Origin of the sequence: Sphingobium soli, assembly GCF_020782245.1 — a bacterium.
Lineage (GTDB): Bacteria > Pseudomonadota > Alphaproteobacteria > Sphingomonadales > Sphingomonadaceae > Sphingobium > Sphingobium soli.
In genome coordinates this window covers 17,610-44,163 of sequence record NZ_JAJGNP010000002.1, presented here as the reverse complement: position 1 = coordinate 44,163, position 26,554 = coordinate 17,610, and the positions used below count along the sequence as shown (strand labels likewise).

At 64.2% G+C, this 26,554-nt stretch carries 26 protein-coding genes; 23 read left to right on the top strand and 3 right to left on the bottom strand.

Features of this window, described 5'->3' with window-relative positions; translation table 11 throughout:
- Window positions 1-7: 7 nt before the first annotated feature.
- On the bottom strand, window positions 8-1,063 hold the full coding sequence (gene ada / locus LL253_RS02830; protein WP_228226128.1) for a bifunctional DNA-binding transcriptional regulator/O6-methylguanine-DNA methyltransferase Ada: 1,056 nt from the start codon (window positions 1,061-1,063) through the stop codon (window positions 8-10).
- Between the two features lie 112 nt (window positions 1,064-1,175).
- Here ada and LL253_RS02825 point away from each other — a divergent pair, with 112 nt between their 5' ends.
- The 12 genes from LL253_RS02825 (at window position 1,176) to LL253_RS02770 (ending at window position 14,388) form a co-directional block, all read left to right on the top strand.
- On the top strand, window positions 1,176-2,747 hold the full coding sequence (locus tag LL253_RS02825) for a S1C family serine protease (protein WP_228226127.1): 1,572 nt from the start codon (window positions 1,176-1,178) through the stop codon (window positions 2,745-2,747).
- 175 nt (window positions 2,748-2,922) lie between these two features.
- Complete coding sequence (locus tag LL253_RS02820) at window positions 2,923-3,477, top strand: F0F1 ATP synthase subunit delta (RefSeq protein ID WP_228226126.1); 555 nt, start codon at window positions 2,923-2,925, stop codon at window positions 3,475-3,477.
- Between the two features lie 10 nt (window positions 3,478-3,487).
- Window positions 3,488-5,017: a F0F1 ATP synthase subunit alpha gene (atpA, locus tag LL253_RS02815; protein WP_228226125.1), complete on the top strand. Its 1,530-nt coding sequence runs from the start codon at window positions 3,488-3,490 to the stop codon at window positions 5,015-5,017.
- Between the two features lie 133 nt (window positions 5,018-5,150).
- Window positions 5,151-6,035, top strand: a complete 885-nt coding sequence (locus tag LL253_RS02810) for a F0F1 ATP synthase subunit gamma (RefSeq protein ID WP_228226124.1) — start codon at window positions 5,151-5,153, stop codon at window positions 6,033-6,035.
- A 2-nt stretch (window positions 6,036-6,037) separates the two neighbouring features.
- Window positions 6,038-6,313 (top strand): hypothetical protein, encoded by a 276-nt coding sequence (locus LL253_RS02805; protein ID WP_037542103.1) that lies wholly within the window; start codon window positions 6,038-6,040, stop codon window positions 6,311-6,313.
- 17 nt (window positions 6,314-6,330) lie between these two features.
- Window positions 6,331-7,776, top strand: a complete 1,446-nt coding sequence (gene atpD, locus LL253_RS02800) for a F0F1 ATP synthase subunit beta (protein ID WP_009821081.1) — start codon at window positions 6,331-6,333, stop codon at window positions 7,774-7,776.
- A 151-nt stretch (window positions 7,777-7,927) separates the two neighbouring features.
- The gene (locus LL253_RS02795; RefSeq protein ID WP_009821080.1) at window positions 7,928-8,182 is read left to right on the top strand and encodes an ATP synthase F1 subunit epsilon; all 255 of its coding nucleotides are present in this window, start codon (window positions 7,928-7,930) and stop codon (window positions 8,180-8,182) included.
- 116 nt (window positions 8,183-8,298) lie between these two features.
- Complete coding sequence (locus LL253_RS02790) at window positions 8,299-10,299, top strand: hypothetical protein (protein ID WP_228226123.1); 2,001 nt, start codon at window positions 8,299-8,301, stop codon at window positions 10,297-10,299.
- Window positions 10,296-10,871 (top strand): hypothetical protein, encoded by a 576-nt coding sequence (locus LL253_RS02785; RefSeq protein WP_009821078.1) that lies wholly within the window; start codon window positions 10,296-10,298, stop codon window positions 10,869-10,871. Before LL253_RS02790 ends, LL253_RS02785 begins: the two co-directional genes overlap by 4 nt.
- A gap of 95 nt (window positions 10,872-10,966) precedes the next feature.
- The gene (locus LL253_RS02780; RefSeq protein WP_009821077.1) at window positions 10,967-12,502 is read left to right on the top strand and encodes a CpaF family protein; all 1,536 of its coding nucleotides are present in this window, start codon (window positions 10,967-10,969) and stop codon (window positions 12,500-12,502) included.
- A 100-nt stretch (window positions 12,503-12,602) separates the two neighbouring features.
- Complete coding sequence (locus LL253_RS02775; RefSeq protein ID WP_228226122.1) at window positions 12,603-13,415, top strand: class I SAM-dependent methyltransferase; 813 nt, start codon at window positions 12,603-12,605, stop codon at window positions 13,413-13,415.
- A 94-nt stretch (window positions 13,416-13,509) separates the two neighbouring features.
- Window positions 13,510-14,388, top strand: coding sequence for a DMT family transporter (locus tag LL253_RS02770; RefSeq protein ID WP_323133403.1), 879 nt, complete (start codon window positions 13,510-13,512; stop codon window positions 14,386-14,388).
- Here LL253_RS02770 and LL253_RS02765 read toward each other — a convergent pair.
- Window positions 14,360-14,791, bottom strand: a complete 432-nt coding sequence (locus LL253_RS02765; RefSeq protein WP_037542555.1) for an OsmC family protein — start codon at window positions 14,789-14,791, stop codon at window positions 14,360-14,362. The two genes, LL253_RS02770 and LL253_RS02765, sit on opposite strands and share 29 nt — an antisense overlap.
- An 86-nt stretch (window positions 14,792-14,877) precedes the next feature.
- Here LL253_RS02765 and LL253_RS02760 point away from each other — a divergent pair, with 86 nt between their 5' ends.
- From LL253_RS02760 to LL253_RS02710, 11 genes are all read left to right on the top strand, one after another.
- Window positions 14,878-15,243: a PRC-barrel domain-containing protein gene (locus tag LL253_RS02760; RefSeq protein WP_228222013.1), complete on the top strand. Its 366-nt coding sequence runs from the start codon at window positions 14,878-14,880 to the stop codon at window positions 15,241-15,243.
- 156 nt (window positions 15,244-15,399) lie between these two features.
- Window positions 15,400-16,068, top strand: coding sequence for an RBBP9/YdeN family alpha/beta hydrolase (locus tag LL253_RS02755; RefSeq protein WP_228226120.1), 669 nt, complete (start codon window positions 15,400-15,402; stop codon window positions 16,066-16,068).
- Window positions 16,069-16,177: 109 nt separating this feature from the next.
- Window positions 16,178-16,366 (top strand): YezD family protein, encoded by a 189-nt coding sequence (locus tag LL253_RS02750; RefSeq protein WP_009821071.1) that lies wholly within the window; start codon window positions 16,178-16,180, stop codon window positions 16,364-16,366.
- A 166-nt stretch (window positions 16,367-16,532) separates the two neighbouring features.
- On the top strand, window positions 16,533-18,914 hold the full coding sequence (locus LL253_RS02745) for a TonB-dependent receptor (RefSeq protein ID WP_228226119.1): 2,382 nt from the start codon (window positions 16,533-16,535) through the stop codon (window positions 18,912-18,914).
- 94 nt (window positions 18,915-19,008) lie between these two features.
- The gene (panB, locus tag LL253_RS02740; protein ID WP_228226118.1) at window positions 19,009-19,881 is read left to right on the top strand and encodes a 3-methyl-2-oxobutanoate hydroxymethyltransferase; all 873 of its coding nucleotides are present in this window, start codon (window positions 19,009-19,011) and stop codon (window positions 19,879-19,881) included.
- 75 nt (window positions 19,882-19,956) lie between these two features.
- Window positions 19,957-20,655, top strand: a complete 699-nt coding sequence (locus LL253_RS02735) for a tetratricopeptide repeat protein (RefSeq protein ID WP_228226117.1) — start codon at window positions 19,957-19,959, stop codon at window positions 20,653-20,655.
- A 41-nt stretch (window positions 20,656-20,696) separates the two neighbouring features.
- A complete protein-coding gene (locus LL253_RS02730; protein ID WP_407696078.1) occupies window positions 20,697-22,013 on the top strand; it encodes a PQQ-binding-like beta-propeller repeat protein in 1,317 nt (438 codons plus the stop codon).
- A 115-nt stretch (window positions 22,014-22,128) separates the two neighbouring features.
- Window positions 22,129-23,499, top strand: coding sequence for a ribosome biogenesis GTPase Der (gene der, locus LL253_RS02725; RefSeq protein WP_009821065.1), 1,371 nt, complete (start codon window positions 22,129-22,131; stop codon window positions 23,497-23,499).
- Window positions 23,489-23,731 carry a sulfurtransferase TusA family protein gene (locus LL253_RS02720; RefSeq protein ID WP_009821064.1) on the top strand — a complete coding sequence of 81 codons (243 nt, stop codon included), beginning with the start codon at window positions 23,489-23,491 and terminating at the stop codon, window positions 23,729-23,731. The genes der and LL253_RS02720 overlap by 11 nt, the downstream gene beginning before the upstream one ends.
- A gap of 54 nt (window positions 23,732-23,785) precedes the next feature.
- Window positions 23,786-24,226, top strand: coding sequence for an Hpt domain-containing protein (locus LL253_RS02715; RefSeq protein ID WP_009821063.1), 441 nt, complete (start codon window positions 23,786-23,788; stop codon window positions 24,224-24,226).
- 59 nt (window positions 24,227-24,285) lie between these two features.
- Window positions 24,286-25,302 carry an LLM class flavin-dependent oxidoreductase gene (locus LL253_RS02710; protein ID WP_228226115.1) on the top strand — a complete coding sequence of 339 codons (1,017 nt, stop codon included), beginning with the start codon at window positions 24,286-24,288 and terminating at the stop codon, window positions 25,300-25,302.
- On the opposite strand, the gene LL253_RS02705 is transcribed toward LL253_RS02710, so the two are convergent.
- Complete coding sequence (locus tag LL253_RS02705) at window positions 25,268-26,386, bottom strand: acyltransferase family protein (protein ID WP_228222021.1); 1,119 nt, start codon at window positions 26,384-26,386, stop codon at window positions 25,268-25,270. The genes LL253_RS02710 and LL253_RS02705 overlap by 35 nt on opposite strands.
- Window positions 26,387-26,554 lie beyond the last annotated feature (168 nt).

Below are 26,554 nucleotides of genomic sequence, written 5' to 3'. Positions count from 1 at the left end.
CTTTCCGCTACTTGCCCTTTTCCCGAGCGAGCAGCGCCTGCTTGCGCTCCAGCCCCCAGGCATAGCCGCCCATGCTGCCATCGCTGCGCAGCACACGATGGCAGGGGATGAGAACAGCCAGCCGGTTGTCGCCGCAGGCGCTGCCCGCCGCGCGGACCGCGCCGGGGCGACCGATGGCGGCGGCGATTTCACCATAGCTGCGCGTTTCGCCCGGCGGGATCGCGCGCAGCGCCGCCCAGACGGCTTGCTGAAAGGCGGTGCCCTGTACATCGGTCGGCAATGCCACATCGGCGCGCGGGTCCTCGACCAAAGCGGCGACGTGGCTGGCCATGACGTCGAGCGCCGCGTCGGCCGGGCCCAGCCGCGCATGGGGGAAGCGCGCGCGCAAGTCCGCCTCGCCCTCGCCAAAGCTGATGCGGCACAGGCCCTTGTCCGTGGCGGCGACCAGCACTGGTCCCAGGCTGGTGTTGACGGTGCCCCAGCGGATGGTGACGCCGCGCCCGCCATCCTTCCACGCTGACGGCGTCATGCCCAGATGACGCTGCGCATCGGCATAGGCGCGGCTGGGCGCGGCATAGCCCGCTTCGTAAATGGCATCGGTGATTCGCGATTCCGCTCCAAGCGCCACTTTCAGCCGCTCGGTTCGCAGCGCGCGCGCCCAGGCGGCGGGCGTCATGCCCGTTTCGCGCTTGAACAGGCGATGGAAATGATGCGGCGCATAACCGACATGGGCGGCGATCGCGTCCAGCCGGGGTGTTTCCTCCGCCCCTTCGATCATCGTAATGGCCGCCTCCACCGCCAGCCGGTCGCGCCCGACCTCGTCCGGGCGGCAACGCAGGCAGGCGCGAAAACCCGCCGCGCGCGCGGCTGCGGGATGGGGCAGAAAGGACATATTTTCCCGCCGTGGATGGCGCGCGGCGCAACTGGGCTTGCAATAGATGCCGGTGGTGGACACGCAGCCCACGAACCGCCCGTCCATCGCCCGGTCGCGGCGCAGGAAAGCGGCCCAGCAGGCGTCGGGATCGGGCATGGTGGCGTGGGCAGGGCGAGTCATGGGTGTCATGGATATAGGACATAAATCTCCCCCGCGCGCCCTGCTTCCCACGCCTTGCCGTCAAAGCATTTCGCCTTTTCCCGATTGCACCGCGCCCGGCATTGCATATGAATGCGCCACGATGGTCGCCCTACTCCGCCGCTTCGCCCCCCTTCTTGGCCTTATCCTCGCGCTGCTGGCGCCGATGCCGCTCCATGCCGAACAGCAGGACATTGCCGCCGCCGCGCGCGGCGTGGTGCGCGTGGCGCTGGTCGCGACGGACGGGGCCGACGCCTATTTCGTGGGCCATGGCAGCGGCTTTGCGGTCGCGCCGGACAAAGTGCTGACCAACGCCCATGTCGTCGAACTGGCGCGGGAAGAACGCAATCTGGTGATCGGGGTCATCCCGTCCGAAGGCAGCAAGACCTATGGCGGACGAATCATCGCCTATTCGCCCGGCAACGACCTGGCGCTCATCCAGCTGGAGGAAGGGAGCCTGCCGGTCAGTACCTTTTACGCGGGCGCGGTGGCCGATGGTCAGCATGTCACCGCGATCGGCTATCCCGGCACGGTCGACCGCGCGCAGGGGCTTGGCCTCAAGCAGATGGTCGAACCGCTGGCGACGGTGAAGACCAGCGGCAATATCTCGTCGGGGCGGGCGAGCCAGAGTTTCGACACGATCCTGCACACCGCGCCGCTTGCGGCCGGCAACAGCGGCGGGCCATTGGTCGATGATTGCGGCCGGGTGCTGGGGGTCAACAGCTTCGGGTCGATTTCCGACGGCAATGACGCGGAGTTCGGCTTTGCCGTATCCTGGCGCGAAATCGCGTCCTTCCTGCGGCAGGCGGGCGTCGCGTCGCTGCACACCGTCGTCCCCTGCCGGTCGATGGCGGAGGCCGACGCCGCCGAAGCGTCGCTGACGCAGCGCGAGGCGCAGGCGAGCGAGCAGAAGGACCGCGCCGCCAGCCAGGCGCGCGACGCCGCGCTCGCCAGGGCGCGCGACGATGCGGAGCGCGACATCATCACCGCGCGCGAAAATGCGATGGCGGGCGCGGCGGTGCTGCTGGCGATCGCGGTGCTGGGGCTGGGCGCGGGCGGCCTGTTCTATACGCAGGGCAAGGAGAGGCAGGCGACCTGGCTGCTGGCGGGCGGCGGCGTGGCGCTGCTCGGCGCGCTGGGGCTGTTCGTTTTCAAGCCCAGCTTCGATGGCATCGACGAGCGGGTGAAGATGCCGCAAGACAAGGGCGTAACCGCCAACAGCGCCTTTGCCTGGGCCGGCGACAATATCTGCAAGGTTGACCTGCCCCGCAGCCGCCTGACCGTGTCGCAGCCCAATGACATCGCCTTCAACTGGGCCGAAGGCGGCTGCGTCAATGGCGAGACGCAATATGGCGCGGACGGCACCGCTTGGCAGCGCACCATCGTGCCTGCCGAGGGCAATTATTTCTCCTCCAGCCGATTTGACCCCGCCACCGGCACCTTGCGGGTGGAACGCTGGCTGCCTGACCTTGATACGATGGAAAAGCTGCGCGCGCTGGTGAAGGACAAGCCGATCAAGGGATGCGGCAGCGACGCCGACCTGCTGCGCAAGATTGCCACGCTGCGGTCGGACGCCGCCGCGCTTTTGCCGGCCCAGCCCAATGAGCGCATCGTCTATCATTGCCAGAAGGGACGGCTGGCGCCAGCCGACGAAGCCGGACGAGCTGATCGCTGAGCGATAAAAACTCAGGCAAATAGTCCCCCGTCCGACCTTAGGCCGGAATCGTGTCACATGACTTGCATAGTCATATGGGCACTGCTAACCGGCCCGCGACAGGGGTTCGGGACGGCATCACACCGCGCCCCTCTTTTTTGCACGACCTGCAAATCAAGTGGAGGACGGAAAGCGCGTGGAGACTAGCGGCGGGATACAGGCCAGCCTCAGCGGCCGCTATGCGGTGGCGCTGTTTGATCTGGCGCGCGACGCACAGTCGCTCGACACCGTGGCCGGCAGTCTGGCCGCGCTGAAGGCGGCGCTGGCCGAATCGGCGGACCTCAAGGCGCTGATCAACAATCCGGTGTTGAGCCGCGACGCATCGGGCAAGACGATCGCCGCCGTCGCATCCACCATGGGCATCGACGGGCTGACCACGAAATTCCTGGGCGTGCTGGCGCAGAACCGTCGCCTGGCCCAGCTGCCCGCGGTTATCCGCGCCTATGAAACATTGCTGTCGAATCACAAGGGCGAGGCCCGCGCCGAAGTGACCAGCGCCCATCCGCTCGACGCCGATCAGGTCGCCGCGCTCGCCCGGAACCTGCGCGCGCGCGTCGGCCGGGACGTGGCGGTCAGCACCAAGGTCGATCCCGCGATCCTGGGCGGTCTGGTCGTCAAGATCGGCAGCCAGATGATCGATTCCTCCATTCGTACCCGTTTGAACACGCTCGCCCACGCGATGAAAGGCTGAAAGGCTGAACATGGATATCAACGCCGCAGAAATTTCGAAGGTCATCAAGGACCAGATCGCCAATTTCGGCACCGAAGCGCAGGTGAGCGAAGTCGGTTCCGTGCTCAAGGTCGGCGACGGCATCGCCCGCGTCCATGGCCTCGACAATGTCCAGGCCGGTGAAATGGTCGAGTTCGCCAATGGCGTGCAGGGCATGGCGCTGAACCTGGAAGTCGACAATGTCGGCGTCGTGATCTTCGGTTCGGACGCCGAGATCAAGGAAGGTGACGTCGTCAAGCGCACCGGCACCATCGTCGACGTGCCCGTGGGCAAGGGCCTGCTCGGCCGCGTGGTCGATGGCCTCGGCAATCCGATCGACGGCAAGGGCCCGATCCAGTACACCGAGCGCAAGCGCGTGGAAGTCAAGGCGCCGGGCATCATCCCCCGTAAGTCGGTGCATGAACCCGTGCAGACCGGCCTCAAGGCGATCGACGCCCTCGTCCCCGTCGGCCGTGGCCAGCGCGAGCTGATCATCGGCGACCGTCAGACCGGCAAGACCGCCGTCGCGATCGATACCTTCATCAACCAGAAGGGCATCAACGCGGGCGACGATGAGAGCAAGAAGCTCTATTGCATCTATGTCGCCATCGGCCAGAAGCGCTCGACCGTCGCGCAGATCGTCAAGCAGCTCGAAGAAAATGGCGCGATGGACTATTCGATCGTCGTCGCCGCGACCGCTTCGGAACCCGCGCCGCTCCAGTATCTGGCTCCCTACACCGGCGTCACCATGGGCGAATATTTCCGCGACAATGGCATGCACGCCGTCATCGTCTATGACGATCTGTCCAAGCAGGCCGTCGCCTATCGCCAGATGTCGCTGCTGCTGCGTCGTCCTCCGGGCCGCGAAGCCTATCCGGGCGACGTTTTCTACCTGCACAGCCGCCTGCTGGAGCGCGCGGCCAAGATGAACGACGCCAACGGCGCCGGTTCGCTGACCGCGCTGCCGATCATCGAAACGCAGGCGGGCGACGTGTCGGCCTATATTCCGACCAACGTGATCTCGATCACCGACGGCCAGATCTTCCTCGAAACCAACCTTTTCTACCAGGGCATCCGTCCGGCGATCAACGTCGGCCTGTCGGTGTCGCGCGTCGGTTCCGCCGCGCAGACCAAGGCGATGAAGAAGGTGTCGGGCAGCATCAAGCTGGAGCTGGCGCAGTATCGCGAAATGGCGGCCTTCGCCCAGTTCGGTTCGGACCTCGACGCCTCGACCCAGAAGCTGCTCAATCGCGGCGCGCGCCTCACCGAATTGCTCAAACAGCCGCAATTCTCGCCCCTGCCCTTTGAAGAGCAGACCGCGTCGATTTTCGCCGGCACCAACGGCTATCTCGACAATGTCGCCGTCAAGGACGTGACCCGTTACGAGGAAATGATGCTGGCCTATCTGCGCCACGATCATCCGCAAGTGCTGGCAGCGATCCGCGACAGCAAGGATCTGGGCGACGACGCCAAGGGCAAGCTCAAGGCCGCGCTCGACAGCTTCGGCAAGACTTTCGCGTAAGAGTTAAATCCGTCATCCCGGCGAAGGCTGGGATCTCAGGCCACTCAGGTCAGACCTGGACGGCACGAGATCCTGAAATGAGGCAAGTGACTCGTTTCAGCCTTCGTCAGGATGACGAACCAGAAGGTTCGTCATGCCCAGCCTCAAGGAACTGAAAATCCGGATCGGGTCGGTCAAATCGACCCAGAAGATCACCAAGGCCAAGCAGATGGTCGCCGCCGCGAAGCTGCGCAAGGCGCAGGCCGCGGCCGAAGCCGCGCGTCCCTATAGCGAGCGGCTGGAAGCGGTCGTCGCCAGCCTTGCGACCAAGATTGCCGGTGGTTCGGGCGAAGGCGCTTCGCCGCTGCTGGCGGGCACGGGCAAGGATGACGTCCACCTGCTGGTCGTCGCCAATAGCGACCGTGGCCTTGCCGGCGCATTCAACGCCAACATCGTGAAAGCCGCGCTGGCCAAGGCGCGCGCGCTGGAGCTGGACGGCAAGAAGGTGCAATTCTATCTAATCGGGCGCAAGGGCCGTCCGGTCATCAACCGCACCTATCCCGGCAAGATCGTCGCGCAGTTCGATACCACGGGGGTCAAGGAGCCCGGCTTCGATCAGGCGCAGGCGATCGCGCATGAACTGACCGACATGTATCTGAACGGCAAGTTCGATGTCGCGCACCTCTTCTATTCGCGCTTCAAGTCGGCGCTGGCGCAGATTCCGACCGAGCAGCAGATCATTCCGGTAAAAATCCCGGCCGACGCCGACCGCAACGCCATCCCCGCGACGGTAGAATATGAACCGAGCGAGGAAGCTATCCTGGACGACCTGCTGCCGCGCAACGTCACAGTACAGCTCTTCAAGGCGCTGCTGGAAAACAACGCGTCCGAACAGGGCGCGTCGATGACCGCGATGGACAATGCGACCCGCAACGCCGGCGACCTTATCAACAAGCTGACCATCCAGTATAACCGCAGCCGGCAGGCCGCGATCACCACCGAACTGGTCGAAATCATCTCGGGCGCGGAGGCGCTTTAAAGATGGACAGGAATTTTCGAGCTGCGATGAAGCGGGCTCGGAAAGAGCAGAAGGAATATGATGAAAGCAGGCTGACGCCATTTGAAAAAACAGAGCGTGAAAACAGGTTGGTTGAGCAGGAAGATGTCGTTCTGTTCATACTCATGGGAAACGTTTTGATTTTTACAGGCTACTATCTGCTTTGGGGTGATGGCCGAGGAATTTTGTGGGCACCGCTGCTATGTGCCGGCTTAAGTCTGGTTTTATTGGTTTTTAGATTTAGACGCAGATTGCATTGAGGCAAGGAAACGAAGTCATGGCAACCACCAACAATGTAGGCCGCATTTCGCAGGTCATCGGCGCCGTCGTCGACGTGACCTTCCCCGATGCGCTCCCGGCGATCCTTTCGGCGCTGGAAACCAGCAACAACGGCCAGCGCCTTGTGCTGGAAGTCGCCCAGCATCTCGGCGAGAACACTGTCCGCACCATCGCGATGGACTCGACCGACGGCCTGACCCGCGGTCAGGAAGTGACCGACACCGGCGCGCAGATCAGCGTCCCCGTCGGCCCGGCTACGCTCGGCCGCATCCTGAACGTCGTGGGTGAACCGATCGACGAACGCGGCCCGGTCCAGACCGAACTGCGCTCGCCCATTCACGCCAAGGCACCGGAATTCATCGACCAGTCGACCGATGCGTCGATCCTCGTCACCGGCATCAAGGTCATCGACCTTCTGGCGCCCTATGCCAAGGGCGGCAAGATCGGCCTGTTCGGCGGCGCGGGCGTGGGCAAGACCGTGCTGATCCAGGAACTCATCAACAACATCGCCAAGGGCCATGGCGGCACCTCGGTCTTCGCAGGCGTGGGCGAACGCACTCGTGAAGGTAACGATCTGTACCATGAATTCCTCGACGCCAACGTCATCGCCAAGGATGCCGACGGCAACGCGATCAGCGAAGGGTCGAAGGTTGCGCTGGTGTACGGCCAGATGAACGAACCGCCGGGCGCCCGCGCGCGCGTCGCCCTGTCGGGCCTGACCATCGCCGAATATTTCCGCGACGTCGAAAATCAGGACGTGCTGTTCTTCGTCGACAACATCTTCCGCTTCACCCAGGCGGGCGCGGAAGTGTCAGCGCTGCTCGGCCGCATTCCTTCGGCCGTGGGCTATCAGCCGACCTTGTCGACCGACATGGGCGCTTTGCAGGAACGCATCACCTCGACCAACAAGGGGTCGATCACCTCGGTGCAGGCCGTCTATGTTCCCGCGGACGACCTTACCGACCCGGCGCCTGCGACCAGCTTCGCGCACTTGGACGCCACCACGGTTCTCAACCGCGCCATTTCGGAACTGGGCATCTATCCGGCGGTCGACCCGCTGGACTCGACCAGCCGCGTTCTGGAACCCCGCGTCGTCGGTCAGGAACATTATGAAACCGCTCGTGCGGTCCAGTCGATCCTGCAGAAGTACAAGTCGCTGCAGGACATCATCGCCATTCTGGGCATGGATGAGCTCAGCGAAGAGGACAAGCTGACCGTCGCCCGCGCGCGCAAGATTCAGAAGTTCCTGTCGCAGCCCTTCCACGTCGCCGAAGTCTTCACCGGCATTTCGGGCAAGTTCGTCCAGATCGAAGACACGGTGAAGTCGTTCAAGGCCGTGGTGGAAGGCGAATATGACCATCTGCCCGAAAACGCCTTCTACATGGTCGGCGGCATCGACGAAGCGGTCGAGAAGGCCAAGAAACTGGCCGCTGAAGCGGCGTAAAAACAAACCCTCCCCTCCCTTATAGGGAGGGGATTGAGGGGTGGGTAGCGAGCGAAGCGAGCGTCCACCTTCTCGGCTAGGGCGCAGGCCATCGCTTCGCAATGGCACCCACCCCCGGCCCCTCCCTGATAGGGAGGGGGGAGAAAATGATATGGCACTGCATTTCGAACTCGTGACGCCGGAAAAGCTGGTCCGCTCGGTGGAAGTCTATCAGGTCGTCGTGCCCGGCACCGATGGCGATTTCGGTGTGCTGGAGGGCCATGCCCCCTTCATGTCGACCGTGCGCGACGGCGCGATCCAGATTTTCGCCAGCGCGGGCGCCGCGCCGGAAGTCATTCCGGTCGAAGGCGGCTTTGCCGAAGTGAATGAAAAGGGTCTGACGGTCCTGGCCGAAAAGGCGGGCTGACCCGCCCTTGCACCGGAATGAAAAGGGCCGCCCTCCGACATGGAGGCGCGGCCCTTTTCTGGTTAGCGGCTCCTTAACCTTGCGCGCCTAGATCGATGATCGGTCGGGGAGTGTGCATGTCCTATCTTCTAGAGAATCTTGGCGGTTTGCTCGGCGCGACGCTGCTCGCGCCGATGCTATTCTGCGTCGCCGGCTTCGGACTGCTGCGGCTGCTGGACCGTGCCGGACTGGCGGCGGCGGAAGGCTTCTGGCCGCGCGCCGGCTGGGCGATACTCCTGTCGCTCGCCATCCTGCCAGTATTGGATGTCCTCGCGATCCGGGCTATCGGCATGCCGGGCATGCTGCTGCTCAATGGCGCACTCGCTCTGTTCGGCATCAACCAGTTGAGAGGCATCACGCCCGCCTGTCGCGGCACGGGCGCGTTCCTGCTCGTCGCGCTTGGCTGGTGGCTGATCTGCGCCTGGACGCTCATGGATTTCGATCGCGACGGGCGGCTCTATCAAAGCCTGGTCGTGTTCGACATGGTGAAGCACGGCGCCGTGATCGAACAGATTGCGCGGCAGGGCATTCCCTTCACCGATCCCTTTTTCGCGCGCGACGGGATCGCGGGCTATTATCATTATTTCTATGTCTGGCCTGCCGCGATTCGCTGGGCGAGCGGCTTTCACATATCGCCGGTCATGGCCTTTGCCGCCTGCGCCTATTGGACGGGCATTGCGGTCGTCGCCCTGCTGTGGCGCATCGCCGCTGACGCCAGCCTGATCCGGGAAGGACGTGGCCGGCGCGTGCTGATGATCGCCATCCTGCTGTGCTTTGTCGCGGGCGCGGACCTTCTCTTCATGGCGCTGCGCTACCTGATGGTCGGGCGGATCGAACCGGAAATCGAGAATTGGAACAGCGAGATCCGCATGTTCGCCACCTCGACCATCTGGGTGCCGCACCACATTCTAGCGCTGGTCGCGGGGTGGACCGGATTGCTGCTGAACGCGCGGGCGCGCAGCCTTGATACGCCGGAGCGCCTGTGGCTGGCCGTAGGGGCTGGCGCGGCCTATGCCAGCATGTTCGGCGCGTCGGTGTGGATCAGCCTGACCCTCGCGCCGGTCCTGATCGTCTGGGGCATGATGGCGCTATGGCGGCGGGATGGCACGCTACTGCTGTCGGGCGTCGTCGCCCTGCTCTTGTCGGTGCCCCAATGCCTCGACCTCATCCATGGCCGCGCGCCCGATGTCTTTCCGGTGGCGCTGCATATCCGACCCTTCACTTCGTTGTTCGCCGGCCATGACATGGCTGCGCAGCTTTGGAGCCTTATCCTCCTGCCGCTCAACTATGCGCTGGAATTTGGGTTCGTGATGCTGGGCGCAAGCCTCTATGCCCGCAGCGAGCGGCCGGCCGATGCGGCGGGCCGCCCGGTGCGCGCCCTGTTGCTCGGCACCCTGGTAGTGGGACTGCTGGTCGCGAGCTTCCTGCAATCGGTCATCATCAACAATGATCTGGGTTGGCGCGCGGCGCTGTTCATCCTGGTGCCGCTGATGGTCTGGACGATGCGGGTGGCGCAGGAGGACGACGCGGCGCGGCGCTTTGGGGTCCTGGGCGGACTGCTCCTGGCTCTCGGCCTCACCGGCACGGTCTGGGACATTGTCGGCATGCGCCTCATTCGCGCGCCCGCCTTCCCCGTCCGCGCGATCGAGGTGAATGACGACCCCGCCATGGCCTACGCCCTGCGCGAGGCCTATCGCTGGGCCGACCGGCATCTGCCCGAAGGCGCGACGCTCCAGCATAATCCGGTGCTCAAGCGGCGGGCGCTCGATTTCGGCCTCTATACCCGGCACTGGCCGGCGGTCGCGGACAGGGACGCCTTCCTGTTCGGGGCAGACCGACACGCCGTAGCCGCGCGCGTGGCGCTGCTCACGCCGGTCTTCACGCAGCCGCTGACGCTGGCCCAATATCGGGATCGCGCCGCGCGCGGGCGGAGCGACACTCTGCTCTTCACCCGGCGCGATCCGGCGTGGAAGGCGCTGGGCGGCCCGCCCGCCGCCCTGCCCTGCCTCTACCGCACGGCCGACATCTGCATCGCATCCCCGACCCGAAAGGTCCTGCCCAGAAAGACCCTGCCATGACCCTGATCCGCAGCCTGCTGCTGCTGGCGCTGGCCTATTGCGCCACCATGGCGCTGGGCTTCCTGCTCTATGTCGCGTTGATCCGCAGTCCGCTGCTGGGCTACGTCGCCATTCTGTTTTACAGGGGCGTGGCAATCGCCGGTGTGACCGCATTCCTCCTGCTGTTCGCCGGCATCATCGCGCGGCATCGGCTTAACCTGTCCCCGGAGACGCTGGTAGGCGCGGTCGCCCTGTCGCTTGCCTTCAACATCAGCTTCCTGATCGTCTTTCCCGTCACCTTCGACCGGTCGATCACCATGTTTCTGCTCGCGCGGATCGAGCGGCAGGACGGGCAATTGGACGCTGCGGGGCTGGAACAGGTCTATGTCCGCCAGTATCTGGGCGACATGCGCCAGATCGACCGGCGGATCGCCGAACAGAGCCTGTCGGGCAATATCCGGGTAGACCAGGGGCGTATCCACATCACGCCGCAGGGCCGCAAGCTGCTGGATGGCGCGCGGCTGGTGGGCGCATGGTTCGGCACGGACCCGCGCTTCGTCACTGCGCCTGCGATCGCCAGCCCCCGGCATTAGGCATTTATCAAAGTTTCCAGCCTATTCACCTTTTTCAGTCTTACATCGGTCCTATCGGGTTCGCCGGACCGATCACGCAATGATGGCGGAGAAATATGAGCGCCTTTGGACGGAAGAATGGACCTGCCGGCACCAAGCCCGGCTTTGGCATTGCACGCCCGATGCAGGGGGGCGGGACCGCCACCAAAGAGGAGTTGCCGGTCGGCGGCGATCAATTTCCGCCATTGGATATCGCATCCCTGCCCGGCGAAGCACCGTTCGATCCGCTTGCCGCGCCGACCAGCCAGATGCAGCGCAACGCCGACGCCATGTCGCGCCTGTCCGAGCGCGCCAATGCAGAGCATGTGCCCGATGCCGGGCCGCAGGGTTTTGAAGCCAGCGTCCACAAGATCAAGGAACAGGTGCTGCCCCGCCTGCTGGAGCGTGTCGATCCCGAAGCGGCGGCGACGCTGACTAAGGATGAACTGGCGGAGGAGTTCCGCCCGATCATCATGGAAGTGCTGGCGGAACTGAAACTGACGCTCAACCGCCGCGAACAATTCGCGCTGGAAAAAGTGCTGGTCGATGAACTGCTGGGCCTTGGGCCGCTCGAAGAGCTGCTGTCCGACCCGGATGTGACCGACATCATGGTCAATGGCCCGGAACAGACCTATATCGAAAAGAAGGGCAAGCTGCAGGTCGCGCCGATCAAGTTCCGCGATGAGGAGCATTTGTTTCAGATCGCCCAGCGCATCGTGAACAAGGTCGGCCGCCGCGTCGATCAGACCACGCCGCTGGCCGACGCCCGCCTCCCCGACGGCTCGCGCGTCAATGTCATCGTGCCGCCGCTTTCGCTGCGCGGCACGGCGATTTCGATCCGTAAATTTTCGGCCAAGCCGATCACCATCGACATGTTGGCGCAATGGGGCGCAATGTCGCCGAAGATGGCGACCGCGCTCAAGATCGCGGGCGCGTGCCGGTTCAACATCGTCATTTCGGGCGGCACCGGTTCGGGCAAGACGACGATGCTTAATGCCCTGTCGAAGATGATCGACCCAGGCGAGCGCGTGCTGACGATCGAGGACGCGGCCGAACTGCGCCTGCAACAGCCGCACTGGCTGCCGCTCGAAACCCGCCCGCCCAACCTGGAGGGTCAGGGCGCGATCACCATCGGCGACCTTGTCAAGAACGCGCTGCGTATGCGCCCTGACCGCATCATCCTGGGCGAAATTCGTGGCGCGGAATGTTTCGATCTGCTCGCCGCGATGAATACGGGCCATGACGGATCGATGTGCACCCTGCACGCCAACAGCCCGCGCGAATGCCTGGGCCGTATGGAAAACATGATTCTGATGGGCGACATCAAGATCCCCAAGGAAGCCATTTCCAAGCAGATCGCCGATTCGGTGGACCTCATCGTCCAGGTGAAGCGCCTGCGCGACGGGTCGCGCCGCGTCACCAACGTCACCGAAGTCATCGGCATGGAAGGCGACGTCATCGTCACGCAGGAACTGTTCAAGTTCGAATATCATGACGAGGACGATAGCGGGAAGATCGTGGGCGAATATCGCTCCATGGGGCTGCGCCCCTATACGCTGGACAAGGCGCGGATGTTCGGGTTCGACCAGCCTTTCCTGGAAGCCTGTCTGTAACATTGCGTGGCTGGCGGGGAATATTCCCCGCCGCCCCTTGCGCACCCCTGTCGACAACGGCACATCTGCCTTCATCCGCGATGAAGAGAGGATTGGTGCCATGAACCGTCTCGTTCCGATTGGCCTGGCGATTGCCGGCCTAGCCCTGCCCGCCATGCCGCTGCTGGCGCAGCATGATGCCCATGCCGGCCACCAGATGGCGGCCGATCCGATCGCCGCCGCCGTTGCCGCGCCCACCCGCAAGCCCGCCAATGTCGCGCGCGACCAATATCGCCATCCGGCCGAGACGCTCGCCTTTTTCGGCGTCACGCCAATGCAGACCGTGGTCGAATATTCGCCCAGCGGCGGTTGGTATTCGGAAATTCTGGCGCCGCTGATCCGCGATCACGGCACCTTTTACGCCTTGCAACCGAGCGGCAGCTATCTGGACGGGTATAAGAGCTTCCTGGCGTCCAATCCGGTCTATGATCAGGTCAAGCTGGTCGCCTATCCCGAAGAGGCCGCCAGCATCCCTGCGGGCAGCGTGGACACGGTCCTGACCTTCCGCAATGTCCACAACATGGTCATGGGCGGCAAGGCGGCCGATACGTTCAAGGCCTTCTACACGATGCTGAAACCCGGCGGCACGCTGGGCGTGGTCGATCACCGTCTGCCGGAGGATCGCGACAGCGCCGCGGAAATGAAGAGCGGCTATCTCAAGGTTTCGACCGTGCGCAAGCTGGCCGAGGACGCGGGATTTGAATATGTCGGCGCGTCCGAAGTGAACGCCAATCCCAAGGATACAGCCGATTGGGACAAGGGCGTGTGGACCCTTCCGCCAGTGCTGCGCAACAAGGATGTCGACAAGGCCAAATATATGGGCATTGGCGAAAGCGACCGGATGACGCTGAAATTCCGCAAGCCCACGGCATGATCCGGGCGGCGGGCAAGCTGCTTGCGCCCGCGCCCGGGTAGGCTAAGGCGGGGGCGTGACTGCCCCCGCCCGCCCCCACCGCCCGCTTTTCGCCATTGCGCTGCGCCTGACCGCAGTCATCTGTCTGTCGGTGATGTTCATCACGGTGCGGCTGGCAAGCGAGCGCGGCGTGCATGTCATCGAATCTCTCTTCTATCGCCAGGCGCTCGCCCTGCCGGTGGTGGCGATCTGGCTCATGTCGGCAGGCGGGCTTGCGACCGTGCGCACCAAGCGGATCGGCGTCCATGCCAGCCGCATGGCCATAGGCCTCACCGGCATGTGCCTCAATTTCCTCTCCTATATCCTGCTGCCACCTGCTGAAGCCGCGACGATCGGCTTCACCATGCCGATATTCGGCACCATCCTGTCCGCGCTCATCCTGCGCGAGGCGACCGGATGGCATCGCTGGGGCGCGGTGGCGCTTGGCTTTGTCGGCGTGCTGGTGATGATCCGGCCGGATGCCGGCCATTTCCCGCTTCAGGGCGTGGCCGTCGCCATCGCTGCGGCGCTGGTGACGGCCAGCGTGAGCCTGGTCCTGCGCGAACTTGGTCGGACAGAACCAGCCGGCGTCGTCGTCTTCTGGTTCACGACCCTGTCGATGATCCCGCTGGGGCTGGCCATGCCCTTTGTCGCGCAAAATCACGATTGGATGACATGGGGCCTGTTGCTGATGATCGGCCTGTTCGGCGGCATTGCACAGCTATGTCTGACTGCCGCGCTGCGCTGGGGACCGGTATCCGTCGTCCTGCCGATGGATTATAGCGCGATCATCTGGACCACGTTGCTGGGCGTCGCAATCGGCGAGAACTGGCCGCTCGCCACCACCTGGATCGGCGCGGCCCTGATCGTTGCCAGCGGCCTGTATATCGCCTGGCGCGAACATGTCCGCGCCAGGCGACCGGTCGTCAGTTCAGCAGTTCCGCCTCGAGGCTGATCTCGGCCTTCAGCAGCTTGGAAATCGGGCAATTGGCCTTCGCCTTGGCCGCAAGCTCCTGGAATGTTTCATCGTCGGCGCTGGGGATGGTCGCCTTGAGCGACAGGCGGCTGGCGGTGACGGCGAAGCCGCCATCCTGTTGTTCCAGGGTCACGACAGCGCTGGTTTCCATCTTCTCCGCGGTCAGCCCCGCTTCGCCCAGGATCATCGAGAGCGCCATGGTGAAGCAGGACGCATGGGCGGCGGCGATCAGTTCTTCGGGGTTGCTGCCGGGCACGCCTTCAAACCGCGTGGCGAAACCATAGGGATAGGCGTCGAGCGCGCCGCTCTGGGTCGAAATCGTGCCCTTTCCATCCTTCAGGCCGCCGCTCCAGGCCGCCGATCCGCTGCGATTGATCTTCATATGCGTCTCCATGGCAAAGAAAGGGGGAACCCCTGTGGCCCCGCCTTGTTGCCATTAGATAGGCAATTTCATGCAGGAGAGTGACAATGACCGATTTTATGGCTGACAGCCGGAACGACCTTATCGCATCCGACCGGGTGGAAGGAACCGCCGTCTACAACCGGGAAGGCGAGCATCTGGGCAAGATCGACAATTTCATGGTCGAAAAGCGCAGCGGTCAGGTGCGCTATGCCGTCCTGTCCTTCGGTGGGTTCCTGGGCATTGGCAACGATCATTATCCGCTGCCCTGGTCGGTCCTGACCTATGACACCGACAAGGGCGGCTATGTGATCGACCTGGACAAAGACGTGCTGGACAATGCCCCGCGCTACGCAGCCGATGCCCGCCCGGATTATGACGAGGCCTATGGCCGCAACGTCTATCAATATTATGGCGTGGTCTATCCCTGGTAAGAGCGTTTCCCAGCACTAGTCGGGGGCGGCAGCCAAGCGTTGCCGCCCCCTTCTGCTTTCCGGATGGCGACGCCCAGGCACGGCTCAGCGACATTTTATTGTCTACTGATTAAATAGAGTATAGGTCTTTACCCCATTACGATGAGGAGAAGGACCATGAACCGATTCGGATCTGCCGGCAGCCGCCGGTCGCCCGTGGTGCTGACCGTACCGGGCCTTAACAATAGCGGAGAAGGCCATTGGCCAACGCTGTGGGAAGATCAGCGCGGAGATTGTCAGCGGGTGGACCTGGGCCGCTGGGCCAGCCCCAACCGCAACGCCTGGGTGACGCGACTGGACGCGGCCATCCGCCAGATTGACGGGCCGGTGGTCCTGGCCGCCCATAGCCTGGGCTGCATCACCGTCGCCTGGTGGGGCGCGTTGCAGAACCAGGCCTATGGCTGGCCAGTGACCGGCGCGTTGCTGGTCGCGCCGCCCGATTGCGACCGGGCAGAAACGCCCGATATGATCGGCAGTTTCGGACCGGTACCGCGATCGTCGCTGCCTTTCCCGTCGATCCTGGTCGCCAGCCGCGACGACCCCTATATCTTTTTCGAACGCGCGCACAGCATGGGCAAATATTGGGGCAGTCGCTTTGTCGATGCCGGCCATCGCGGCCATATCAATGCGCAGTCGGGTCTTGGCGACTGGGCGTTTGGCCAGAGCCTGCTCGACGAACTGGTCGACGACGCGCATAGCCTGGCCTTGAGCACCGATGCGGCGCCGATCCCGCCGCGCCAAAGGCCATCAGCGACCCGCAGCATTTGGTCATCCGGCCATCCCTGAGCGCATCACGCACATCATTCGGGTGGGACAAGACAAACTTGACCGCCCATTATTTTTCCTTTTTTGTCTACTATTATGATTGAGATAAAAGCAGCAGCAAGAGGTGCCCATGACCGACCAACGACCGATCGATTACCGCCATGCGCGCCCGGACGGGATGCGCGGAGATATCGTCGCCAGCATCGACAAGGTGCGCGATGTTCTGGAACAGCTTCGCTTCGGATCGATCACGCTGACCGTTCATGACGCGCGCGTGGTCCAGATCGACGTCACCGAAAAGACGCGACTGACCGCCTGAGCGGACGACCATAGCCTTTTCGGGCTCCCGCCCGATCGGCCCATGCGGTTTGGGGGTGAGCCGCATGAATTGAACGCCTGTCATTCCCGCACAGACCTGTGGCTTTGACCGGACCGCCGGAAATGCCGTGATCAACAACCACCGGACAGCCGGAAAGGGATTTGTCATGATTGCGCGTTTCCTGTTGCTCGCGAGCGTCGCGAGCGCATCCTTCATCCTGCCTGCCGCCCATGCGCAGGACACCGCCCCGCAGGAAGCGGACGCGGCCATCGTCGGCGGCGCCATCGTCGTCACCGCGCGTCGCCGCGCCGAAGAGTTGCAGGATGTGCCGCTCTCGGTCTCCGTCCTGAATGCCGACGCGATCGAGCAGACTGGCAGCTACAATATCCAGCGGCTGACGCAGTTGCAGCCGACGCTGCAATTCTATTCCACCAACCCGCGCAACAGTTCGATCAACATTCGCGGCATCGGCGCGCCGCTCGGCCTCACCAACGACGGCATCGAACAGGGCGTGGGCATCTATATCGATCAGGTCTATTATAACCGGGTCGCCGCCGCGACGCTGGATTTCGTAGATATCGAGCAGGTGGAAGTCCTGCGCGGGCCGCAAGGCACGCTCTATGGCAAGAACACGACCGCCGGCGCGATCAACATCACCACCCGCGCGCCCAGCTTCAGCTATGAGGGCAAGGCGGAAATCTCGGTCGGCAATCTTGGCTTCAAACAGGCCAAGGCGACGGTGTCGGGACCGATCACCGATCGGCTGGCCGTGCGCATCGGCGCATCGGTCACGGATCGCAATGGCACGATTTACAACGTCGCCACCGACCAGCGCGTCAACAGCCAGGATTTCCTGGGCCTCAAGGGATCCTTGCTGTGGAAGGCGACCGATACGCTCAGCCTCACTCTGTCTGGTGACTATAATCTCCAGAACCCGGTCTGCTGCGCGCAAATCTATGCCGGCTATGGCCCGACGCAGCGCGCGGCCAACCGCCAATATCCTGCCCTGACGGCGGCGCTTGGCTATCAGGTGCCCAGCACCAATCCCTATGACCGCCTCACCGACCTTGACGCGGCGCTGCGCGCGCGCAACGAAATGGGCGGCGCGTCGCTTCGGGCGGAATGGGACCTTGGCGCTGGAACGCTGACATCGGTGTCGGCCTATCGCTACTGGGACTGGCAGCCGTCCAACGACCGCGATTTCACCGGCCTTGATATCACCGCCAAGTCGCAGAACCCGACCCAGCAGAAGCAATGGACCCAGGAACTGCGCTATGCGCAGGAAGGGCAGACGATCGACTTTGTCGTCGGCGCGTTCGCCTTTCACCAGACGATCCACACCACCGGCAGCCAGGTGCAGGGCGCAGACGCCAGCGCATGGCTGCTCAACCCATCCAGCCCGCTGTCGCAAATCCCGGCCGTGCTGGAGGGGCTGACCGCCGACAATGACATTCGCCTTAAGAACAGCAGCGCGGCACTGTTTGGTCAGTTGACCTGGCATTTGACCGACCGCCTCAGCCTCCAGCCCGGCCTGCGCCTCAACTATGACCGCAAGACGGGCAGCTACGAGTCCGCCGTCACCGGCACCGCGTCGGACGGCACGCGCCAGACTGTCACCTTCGCCAGTACCGACCCCTGGATCGTCGCGCAACGGGGCGTGCTGGCGCCGCAGTCCTTCGACGCCAGGTTCAGCGACTGGAACCTGTCCTGGGACCTGACGGCGTCCTATGAAGTGAGCGACGATGTGATGGCCTATGCCACCTGGTCGCGCGCCTTCAAATCGGGCGGCATCAACTTGAACGGCGTGCCGCTGGACGCGAACGGCAACCCGCAGTTGGACGTGGCGACCGTCAAGCCGGAAAAGGTCAACCATTATGAAGTCGGCCTGAAAACGCAATTCTGGGACAAGCGCGCGACGCTCAACCTGAGCGGCTTCTGGACCGAAATCCGCGATTATCAGGCGATCGTGAACAATGGCCAGAACAGCGTCCTGCGCGGCTATCTCGCCAATGCGGACAAGGTGCGGGTGCGCGGGATCGAGGCGGACTTCTCCGTCCGCCCGTCCGACCGGATCAGCACCTATGCCAGCGGCGCCTATACCGACCCCAAATATCTGCGCTTCACCAATGCCCCCTGCCCGCCCGAACTGTCAGGCGGATCGTCCAGCCCGGCCACCTGCGACATATCCGGCCAGTTGCTGCCCGGCATCTCCAAATATTCGCTATCCTACGGCGTGGAATTCAACGTGCCTACAGCCGTGCTGAGCGGTGACGGACAATTTTATATCGGCTGGGATGGCAGCTATCGCTCGACCTTCTCGTCGAACGCGTCCCGCTCCATCTATATGGATATCAAAGGATACAGCCTCAACAATCTGCGCCTGGGCTTCCGCAACAGCGACGGGATCAACGTCTATGGCTGGGTGCGCAACATCTTCGACCGCAATTATATGGAGGTGCTGGCGACCACGCCGGGCAATACCGGCCTGATCGCCGGGCAGCCGGGCGACCCGCGCACCTATGGCCTCACCATCAAGGCGGATTTTTAAAGTACGGCCCCCTGAGGAGGAGCGGCATGGCAGTGCCGCTCCTCTTCCCTTTGCATGATTTGCGCCGCGCCCCGCGCTGGGGTAGAGCGCCATCATGTCCACGACCTTCACGATCGACACCGCGACAAGCCGCGCCACACCGACGCCAGCGCCGATGAAGCGGCTGACCGTGCCCGCCATTCAGCGGCGCAAGGTGGACGGGCAGACCGCCGAGCCGCTCGTCATGCTGACCGCCTACACCGCGCGGCAAGCGCAATTGCTCGATCCGCATTGCGACCTGCTGCTGGTAGGCGATTCGCTGGGCCAGGTGATCTACGGCCTGCCTTCTACCCTGCCCGTAACGCTGGACATGATGATCGCCCATGGCGCGGCGGTTGTGCGCGGCAGCTATCACAGCGTCGTCATCGTCGACATGCCCTTTGGCAGCTATGAAGCGTCCCCGCAGCAGGCCTTTACCAGCGCCAGCCGCATCCTGGCCGAAACCGGCGCGGCGGGCGTCAAGCTGGAGGGCGGGGAGGCCATGGCCGACACCATCGCCTTTCTCAGCCAGCGCGGCATACCGGTCATGGCGCATATCGGCCTGACGCCCCAGGCGGTGAACGCGCTCGGCGGCTACGGCGCGCGCGGCAAGAGCGAGGCGGAACATGCCAAGATAGTGGGCGACGCCCGCGCCGTCGCATCCGCCGGCGCCTTCGCCATGGTGGTCGAAGGCGTGATGGAAGAACTGGCCGACCTCATTACCGATACGGTGGCGGTGCCGGTCATCGGCATTGGCGCATCGGCGCGCTGCGACGGGCAGGTGCTGGTGGCCGAGGACATGTTGGGCATGTTCGAACGCACGCCCCGCTTCGTCAAACGCTATGGCGCCATGGCCGAAACCATCAGCGACGCCGCCGCCCGCTACGCCGCCGATGTGCGCAGCCGCGCCTTCCCCACCGACGATCAGGTCTATCGCCCCAAAAAGTGATTTGCCTGTGGCATAAGCGCCGCTATTGATCGCGCCTTCCGCCAGACGTTTCTGATCCATTTCTCGGAGAATATCGTGGCCCTGACGCCGCAAAACAGCGAAGCCTTCATGCGTGAGGTCGATGACGCCGTCCGGCAGGACCAGCTGACGACCTTCTGGCAACGCTATGGCCGCATCCTCATCGTCGTGCTGGTGGTGGGTCTGGCGGCCTTTGGCGGGTGGCTCTACTGGCAGCATCATCAAAAAACGCAGTCGGAAGCGGTGTCGGAACAGATGGACACGCTGCTCGACACGGCGGTCGGCGGCGGAACGCCCGATCCCAAGCAACTCGCCGCGCTGACCAAGGCCAGCCAGCCGGGCTATCGCGCATCGGCGCTTCTGGTGCAGGCGGGCGTCGCCGCGCGCAAGGGCGACGCCAAGGCCGCAATCGCCGCCTATCGCGCGATTGCCGCCGACGACAGCCTGGACCAGCCCTATCGCGACCTGGCGCTGATCCGCCAGACGTCGCTGGAATTCGACAGCCTCAAACCCCAGCAGGTGGTCGACCGGCTGAAGCCGCTGGCGGTGGAAGGCGCGCCCTGGTTCGGCAGCGCCGGCGAACTGGTCGCGGTTGCGTATATGAAGATGGGCAAGAATGATCTGGCCGGCCCAATGTTCGCGGCCATGGCCAAGGATGACAAGGTGCCGCAGTCGATCCGTTCACGCGCGCGTCAGATGGCGGGCGTCATGGGGATAGACGCGGTAGAGATTCCGGCAGAGCCGAGCGAGGGATGAGCGACAAGATGGCGATGGTGAGCATGAAGAGCCTGGCGCCTATGGGCCGCGCCATGACCGTGGCGGCGATGATCGCGATGTTGGCGGGCTGTGGCATCATCGGTGGCAAGAAGGGCGGCCCCAAGACCCCGGTGGTCGGCAACCGCGTGTCGATCCTGTCCAACGAACAGGGCGTGGAAGTGGACCCGGCGCTGGCGGACGTGCCCGTCACCCTGCCCGCCCCTTATGTCAACGACAGCTGGAGCCAGCCCGGCGGCAATTCGTCCAAGGCGATGGGCCATGTCTCGCTAGCCGGATCGCCCAGCCAGGCCTGGACCGTGTCGATTCAGGGCAGCAAGCCCCAGGCGCGCTTGGCCGCGTCCCCCGTGGTGTCGGACGGCAAGCTCTATGTCATCGATGCGGGCGCGCATGTGATCGCCTTCGACGCCGCGAGCGGCTCCAGATTGTGGCAGACATCGCTGCCGGCCGAAGGCAATGGCCGGGCGCTGTTCGGCGGTGGCGTCAGCGTGCTGGGCGACCGGCTGTTCGCCAGCACGGGCGTCGGCGATGTGGTTTCGATGGAGGCGGCGACCGGCAAGATCCTGTGGCAAAAGCATTTGGGCGGTCCGCTGCGCGGCGCGCCGACGCTGGAAAATGGCCATGTCTATGTCATGGGACAGGACAACCAGATTTTCGCGCTGAACCAGAGCGACGGCGTCACCCAATGGACCGACAGCGGTACGTTGCAGGTAACGGGCATCTTCGGCGTTGCAGCCCCGGCCGCCGCGCAAGGCACGGTGATCGCCGGCTACAGCTCGGGCGAAATTTCCGCCTATCGCTATGAAAATGGCCGTTCGCTGTGGGGTGACGCGCTGTCGCGCACCAGCATCTCGACCGCTGTCGCCACGCTGACCGACATCGATGCCGATCCGGTTATCGACCGCGGTCGCGTCTTCGCCATTGGCCAGGGCGGTCGCATGGCCAGCTATGAACTCACCAGCGGCCAGCGCATCTGGGAAATCAACATTGCGGGCATTTCGACGCCGGCGGTGGTGGGCGAATGGGTTTTCGCCGTCACCAGCGATGCCAAGCTGCTGTGTGTATCGCGCGCGACCGGCAAGATCCGCTGGATCAGCCAACTGCGCCGCTGGGTGAAGGAAAAGAAGAAGGACAAGGCGATCCGCTGGACCGGCCCGGTGCTGGCGGGCGGCCGCCTGATCGTGGTGTCCACGCGGGGCGAAATGGTCTATGTCGATCCCGCGTCTGGCGATGTTCAGTCGACAGTCGACATGAACCGTTCCATGTCGCTGTCCCCGGTCGTCGCCAACAACATGCTCTACATATTGGCCGACGACGGGAAGCTGACGGCGTTCCGTTAAGCCGCATACTCATGCTAAGCGTGCTCCTGCGCAGGCAGGGGGGTGGGGTCCACTCGATGGGCCAGCCCCCTGCCCGCGCGGGAGCATCTGTTTTTTGACTGGAAGGATAAGGGCCATGCTGCCCACCGTAGCGATCGTCGGACGCCCCAATGTGGGCAAGTCCACCCTGTTCAACCGCCTGGTCGGCAAGAAGCTGGCGCTGGTGGATGACCAGCCAGGCGTTACGCGCGACCGGCGGGAAGGTGAGGCGCATCTTCTGGGTCTGGACTTCACCATCATCGACACCGCCGGCTATGAGGATGAGGATCCGCAGTCGCTGCCGGGCCGGATGCGTATCCAAACGGAGGCGGCGGTCGACAATTGCGACGTCGCCCTGTTCCTGGTCGACGCGCGCGCGGGGATCACGCCGCTGGACGAGGAAATCGCCCGCTGGCTGCGCGAAGGCGATGCGCCGGTCGTGCTGGTCGCCAACAAGGCGGAAGGCCGGGCATCCGAAGGCGGCGTCATGGAAGCCTTTGGCCTGGGCCTGGGCGAACCCATCCCCTTTTCCGCCGAACATGGCCAGGGCATGGCCGACCTGTTCCAGGCCTTGCTGCCTCACCTCGACCGTGAGGAAGAGGAGGAGCCGGAAGCGGACGGCGACAGCGAAGCGGACATGGAGAACGCGCCGCTTAAACTGGCGATCGTGGGCCGCCCGAACGCAGGAAAGTCCACTCTTATCAATAGGTTATTGGGGGAAAATCGTCTGCTGACGGGGCCGGAGGCCGGCATCACCCGCGACAGCATCGCCGTCGACTGGAGTTGGACCAGCCGCGAGGGGCTGGAGCGGCCCGTGCGCCTCATCGACACAGCGGGCATGCGCAAGCGCGCGAAGGTGCAGGACAAGCTGGAGAAGCTGGCGGTCAGCGACGGCCTGAACGCCGTGAACTTTGCCGAAGTGGTCGTGCTGTTGCTCGATTCCACGCGCGGGCTGGAAGCGCAGGATCTGCGCATCGCCGACAAGGTGCTGGAGGAAGGGCGTGCGCTCGTCATCGCGCTCAACAAATGGGATACGGTCGACAATGGCTCGGCGCTCTATCAGGGCATCAAGCAGGCGCTGTCCGACGGTCTGGCGCAGGTGCGCGGCGTGCCGATCATGACCGTGTCGGCCGCGACCGGAAAGGGCCTGGATGACCTGATCCATGTCGCCTTCGAAACGCGCACCGCCTGGTCGCAGCGTATTTCCACCGGCATCCTCAATCGCTGGTTCGAACGCGCGCTGGAGGCCAATCCGCCGCCAGCGCCCGGCGGCAAGCGCATCAAGTTGCGCTACATTACCCAGAACAAGACGCGGCCGCCGACCTTCGTTCTGTTCGGCACACGGCTCGACGAACTGCCCGAAAGCTATCGCCGCTATCTGGTGAACGGCATCCGCAAGGAACTGGGCTTTGGCGCGGTGCCGGTTCGGCTGACGCTGCGCAGCGCGAAGAACCCCTTTGGCAAATGACGATGATTCGGTGGCGATCAACGCGCGGGGGATGAAATGCCCCTGGCCCGCACTGCGCGCCGCCCGCGCGATGCGCGAGGCGCATGCCATCCTGATCGAGGCGGATGATCCCATCGCGGGCGCGGAACTGGCCGCGCTGTCGGCCCAGCATGGCTGGGATTTCGCCGCGATCGGGCAGGATCGCTATCGGCTTTCGCATCGCGTGAGCGGACCCGAAGCCCACGAAATTTAACCGGCTGTTTACGCGCCCCCCTTATGTTCGCACGCGCATGTAAGGGAGTGGCGCGTGCTGCATCAACAATCCGACCTGGTGGACTTGACCGAGCTGGCGCGCGCGCGCGCGGAGCTCGGCGCAGCCTATTTGCGCATCCTGAGCTATTTCAAGGAAGACGGCGTCAAATCGATCCATGAGATCGAGGAAGCCATGCGCACCCGCAATGCAACCGCGCTGGTGCGCCCGGCCCATACGCTGAAGGGCGAATCCGCCCAATTTTGCGCGCATCGCCTGTCGGCGCTTGCCGAAACGATCGAAATGACCGCGCGCCGCTGTGTTGAAATGCATGAGACGCCCGACGAACTGATCGAAACGGTCGTCGCGCTACGCCCCTGTTTTAGCGAAACCATCGCCCTGCTCGACCGTGATGCCAATCCTTTGGCGGCGCGCCGTCCGGGGGGCTTTGGCCGCCGCGTGGGCGCGCCGCAGGCCAGCTTCGGGCGCGCGGGCTGATCGCAGACCTCACCTAATACGTCTTGAACTGAAACGCATCATGCCCCCATATGGTGGGCATGACACGCTTTTCCCTGCTCGACCTTGTCCCCGTGCGCGAAGGCGGCGACGTCGCGTCCGCGCTGGCCCAGACAGCTGACCTTGCCGCCCATGCCGAACGCCTTGGCTATCACCGTTTCTGGGTGGCCGAGCATCATGGCATGGCGGGGATTGCATCGGCCGCGACCGCCGTGGTGCTGGCGCATATCGGCCATGCCACCTCCACCATGCGCATCGGCGCGGGCGGCATCATGCTGCCCAATCATGCGCCGTTGGTGATTGCCGAACAGTTTGGCACGCTCGACGCGCTGTTTCCCGGCCGCGTCGACCTGGGCCTTGGCCGAGCGCCGGGATCGGATCAGAAGGTCGCGCAGGCGATCCGCCGGAACCTCAGCGGCGGCGCTGATCAGTTCCCCCGCGACGTGATGGAATTGCAGGCTTTTCTAGCGGGCGACGATCGACTGGGCATTCAGGCGACACCGGGCGCCGGTGCGGACGTGCCGCTGTGGATCTTGGGTTCAAGCCTCTATGGCGCGCAACTCGCCGCCGCGCTGGGCCTGCCCTATGCCTTCGCATCCCACTTCGCGCCGGCCGCGCTGGATGAGGCAATCGCCATCTACCGGCGCGACTTTCGCCCCTCCGCCCAGCTCGACCGGCCCTATGTCATGGCGGCCTATAACGTCTTCGCCGCCGACAGCCAGGAGGAGGCGACGTTGCTCGCCAGTTCGATGCAGCAGGCCTTCGTGCGGCTGCGCACTGGCCAGCCGGGCAAGCTGCAACCGCCGGTGCCCGATTATCTGGCCAGCCTGCCCATGCAGGCGCGCGCGATGCTGGCCGATGTGATGAGCGTGTCGAGCATCGGCACCAGGCAAGATGTCGAACGCGATCTTGCCGCCTTTCTGGATCGCACGCAGGCCGATGAAATCATCCTGACCGGGCAGATCCACGATCCTGATGCGCGCAAGCACAGCTTCGCCATCGCCATGGCCGCCGCGCAGGCGATTACGGCGCGCGCACCAGAACCGGTTGATCCCTGACCCGGGCCGGGCCGAGCCGGCCGCCGCTCAGCAATGCCGCCGCGCGCGGCGCGACGCGCCGCAGCGCCGATCCGACCGCAATGACGACGAGCAGCACGATCAGCGGCTGAAGGATCAGGTAAATCGGATAGAGCGGCGATCCCATGTCGCCGGTGATCTTTCCGATCAACGGGCCGCCCAGCCAGATCAGGATCAGATGCGCGCAGAACAGAAAGAACATATAGGGTTCGATCCGCAGCAGCAGCCCCCGCGCGCCCGATCCCGCCAGTGTCCAGGCGATCCGCCAGAAAGCGACGGCAGCAGCGATCCGCACGCTCATGTCGATTGCGCGCTGCACCGTCGTCCATTCGCCATCCCCCACGGCCACGGCCCGGTAAAGCTGCACCATCATCAGCAAGAGGAAGGGCAGCAGCGCGAGCCATAGCGGCATGCGCGCCACGACCTGCTCTGTCCCCTGCCGGCGCGCCAATATGCCGATGACGAAGAAGAACAGGATCGATGCGCGCATCAGCACCGGCGGCCCCAGCCCCGCCACCTGCGCGGCGGCTGCTGCCAGTGCGATCAGAATCAGCACCCAGCCAGGCAGCCGCACCAACAGGGGCGCGACGAGCATGCACAGGAACAGATCGCGCAGGAACGGCATCTGGACATTGATGTCGGGATTGCGCGTCAGGATGAACAATTCCTGCGCCACCCATTCCAGCGAACTGGGCGTGGGCGCCTTAAGATGGAACAGCAAGGCCGCGCCCGACACGAACAGGATGGCAAGCGCGTTCCACAGCACCATCGGCAGCAGGATCGTCCGCGCCTTGCGCGCGACATGGGTGGTCCAGGCGCGCGAGGTGCCCGATCCCGCCACCAGCCAGCCCGAAATCAGGCCCAAGAGCGGCACCGCGCTGCGCCCGAACACCTCCATCAGCGTCCAGCGCAGCGTGTCCTGCCCCGTGCCCCGCAAAGCCGCCAGCGCAATGCCGTTGAGCCCGGTCCAGGCATGGACATAGACCACGCCCAATATGCAGATAACCCGCGCGATGGCGATGGCGTCGGATCGGCGTGCGCGGTCGGCGACTATCGTTTCGGACAAGAAAGCATCCTGTGTTCAGCTGGCGCTTGAAATGCCTGAAGCTGATCCATGTTCCCTTGTCCAGCCTTAGCATGCAACCGGCATCACAGACGACCGACGCGGCTAAGCCAAAATTTACCTCTTCCTTCTAAAGCCTTGATGTTTGCCGGGTCTCAATCGGCGCCAAGG

Coding starts and splice junctions, on each gene's coding strand:
- ada (WP_228226128.1), bottom strand. CDS start 1,063: ATGACACCCATGACTCGCCCTGCCCACGCCACCATGCCCGATCCCGAC.
- LL253_RS02825 (WP_228226127.1), top strand. CDS start 1,176: ATGGTCGCCCTACTCCGCCGCTTCGCCCCCCTTCTTGGCCTTATCCTC.
- atpA (WP_228226125.1), top strand. CDS start 3,488: ATGGATATCAACGCCGCAGAAATTTCGAAGGTCATCAAGGACCAGATC.
- LL253_RS02810 (WP_228226124.1), top strand. CDS start 5,151: ATGCCCAGCCTCAAGGAACTGAAAATCCGGATCGGGTCGGTCAAATCG.
- LL253_RS02805 (WP_037542103.1), top strand. CDS start 6,038: ATGGACAGGAATTTTCGAGCTGCGATGAAGCGGGCTCGGAAAGAGCAG.
- atpD (WP_009821081.1), top strand. CDS start 6,331: ATGGCAACCACCAACAATGTAGGCCGCATTTCGCAGGTCATCGGCGCC.
- LL253_RS02795 (WP_009821080.1), top strand. CDS start 7,928: ATGGCACTGCATTTCGAACTCGTGACGCCGGAAAAGCTGGTCCGCTCG.
- LL253_RS02790 (WP_228226123.1), top strand. CDS start 8,299: ATGTCCTATCTTCTAGAGAATCTTGGCGGTTTGCTCGGCGCGACGCTG.
- LL253_RS02785 (WP_009821078.1), top strand. CDS start 10,296: ATGACCCTGATCCGCAGCCTGCTGCTGCTGGCGCTGGCCTATTGCGCC.
- LL253_RS02780 (WP_009821077.1), top strand. CDS start 10,967: ATGAGCGCCTTTGGACGGAAGAATGGACCTGCCGGCACCAAGCCCGGC.
- LL253_RS02775 (WP_228226122.1), top strand. CDS start 12,603: ATGAACCGTCTCGTTCCGATTGGCCTGGCGATTGCCGGCCTAGCCCTG.
- LL253_RS02765 (WP_037542555.1), bottom strand. CDS start 14,791: ATGAAGATCAATCGCAGCGGATCGGCGGCCTGGAGCGGCGGCCTGAAG.
- LL253_RS02760 (WP_228222013.1), top strand. CDS start 14,878: ATGACCGATTTTATGGCTGACAGCCGGAACGACCTTATCGCATCCGAC.
- LL253_RS02755 (WP_228226120.1), top strand. CDS start 15,400: ATGAACCGATTCGGATCTGCCGGCAGCCGCCGGTCGCCCGTGGTGCTG.
- LL253_RS02750 (WP_009821071.1), top strand. CDS start 16,178: ATGACCGACCAACGACCGATCGATTACCGCCATGCGCGCCCGGACGGG.
- LL253_RS02745 (WP_228226119.1), top strand. CDS start 16,533: ATGATTGCGCGTTTCCTGTTGCTCGCGAGCGTCGCGAGCGCATCCTTC.
- panB (WP_228226118.1), top strand. CDS start 19,009: ATGTCCACGACCTTCACGATCGACACCGCGACAAGCCGCGCCACACCG.
- LL253_RS02730 (WP_407696078.1), top strand. CDS start 20,697: ATGGGCCGCGCCATGACCGTGGCGGCGATGATCGCGATGTTGGCGGGC.
- der (WP_009821065.1), top strand. CDS start 22,129: ATGCTGCCCACCGTAGCGATCGTCGGACGCCCCAATGTGGGCAAGTCC.
- LL253_RS02710 (WP_228226115.1), top strand. CDS start 24,286: ATGACACGCTTTTCCCTGCTCGACCTTGTCCCCGTGCGCGAAGGCGGC.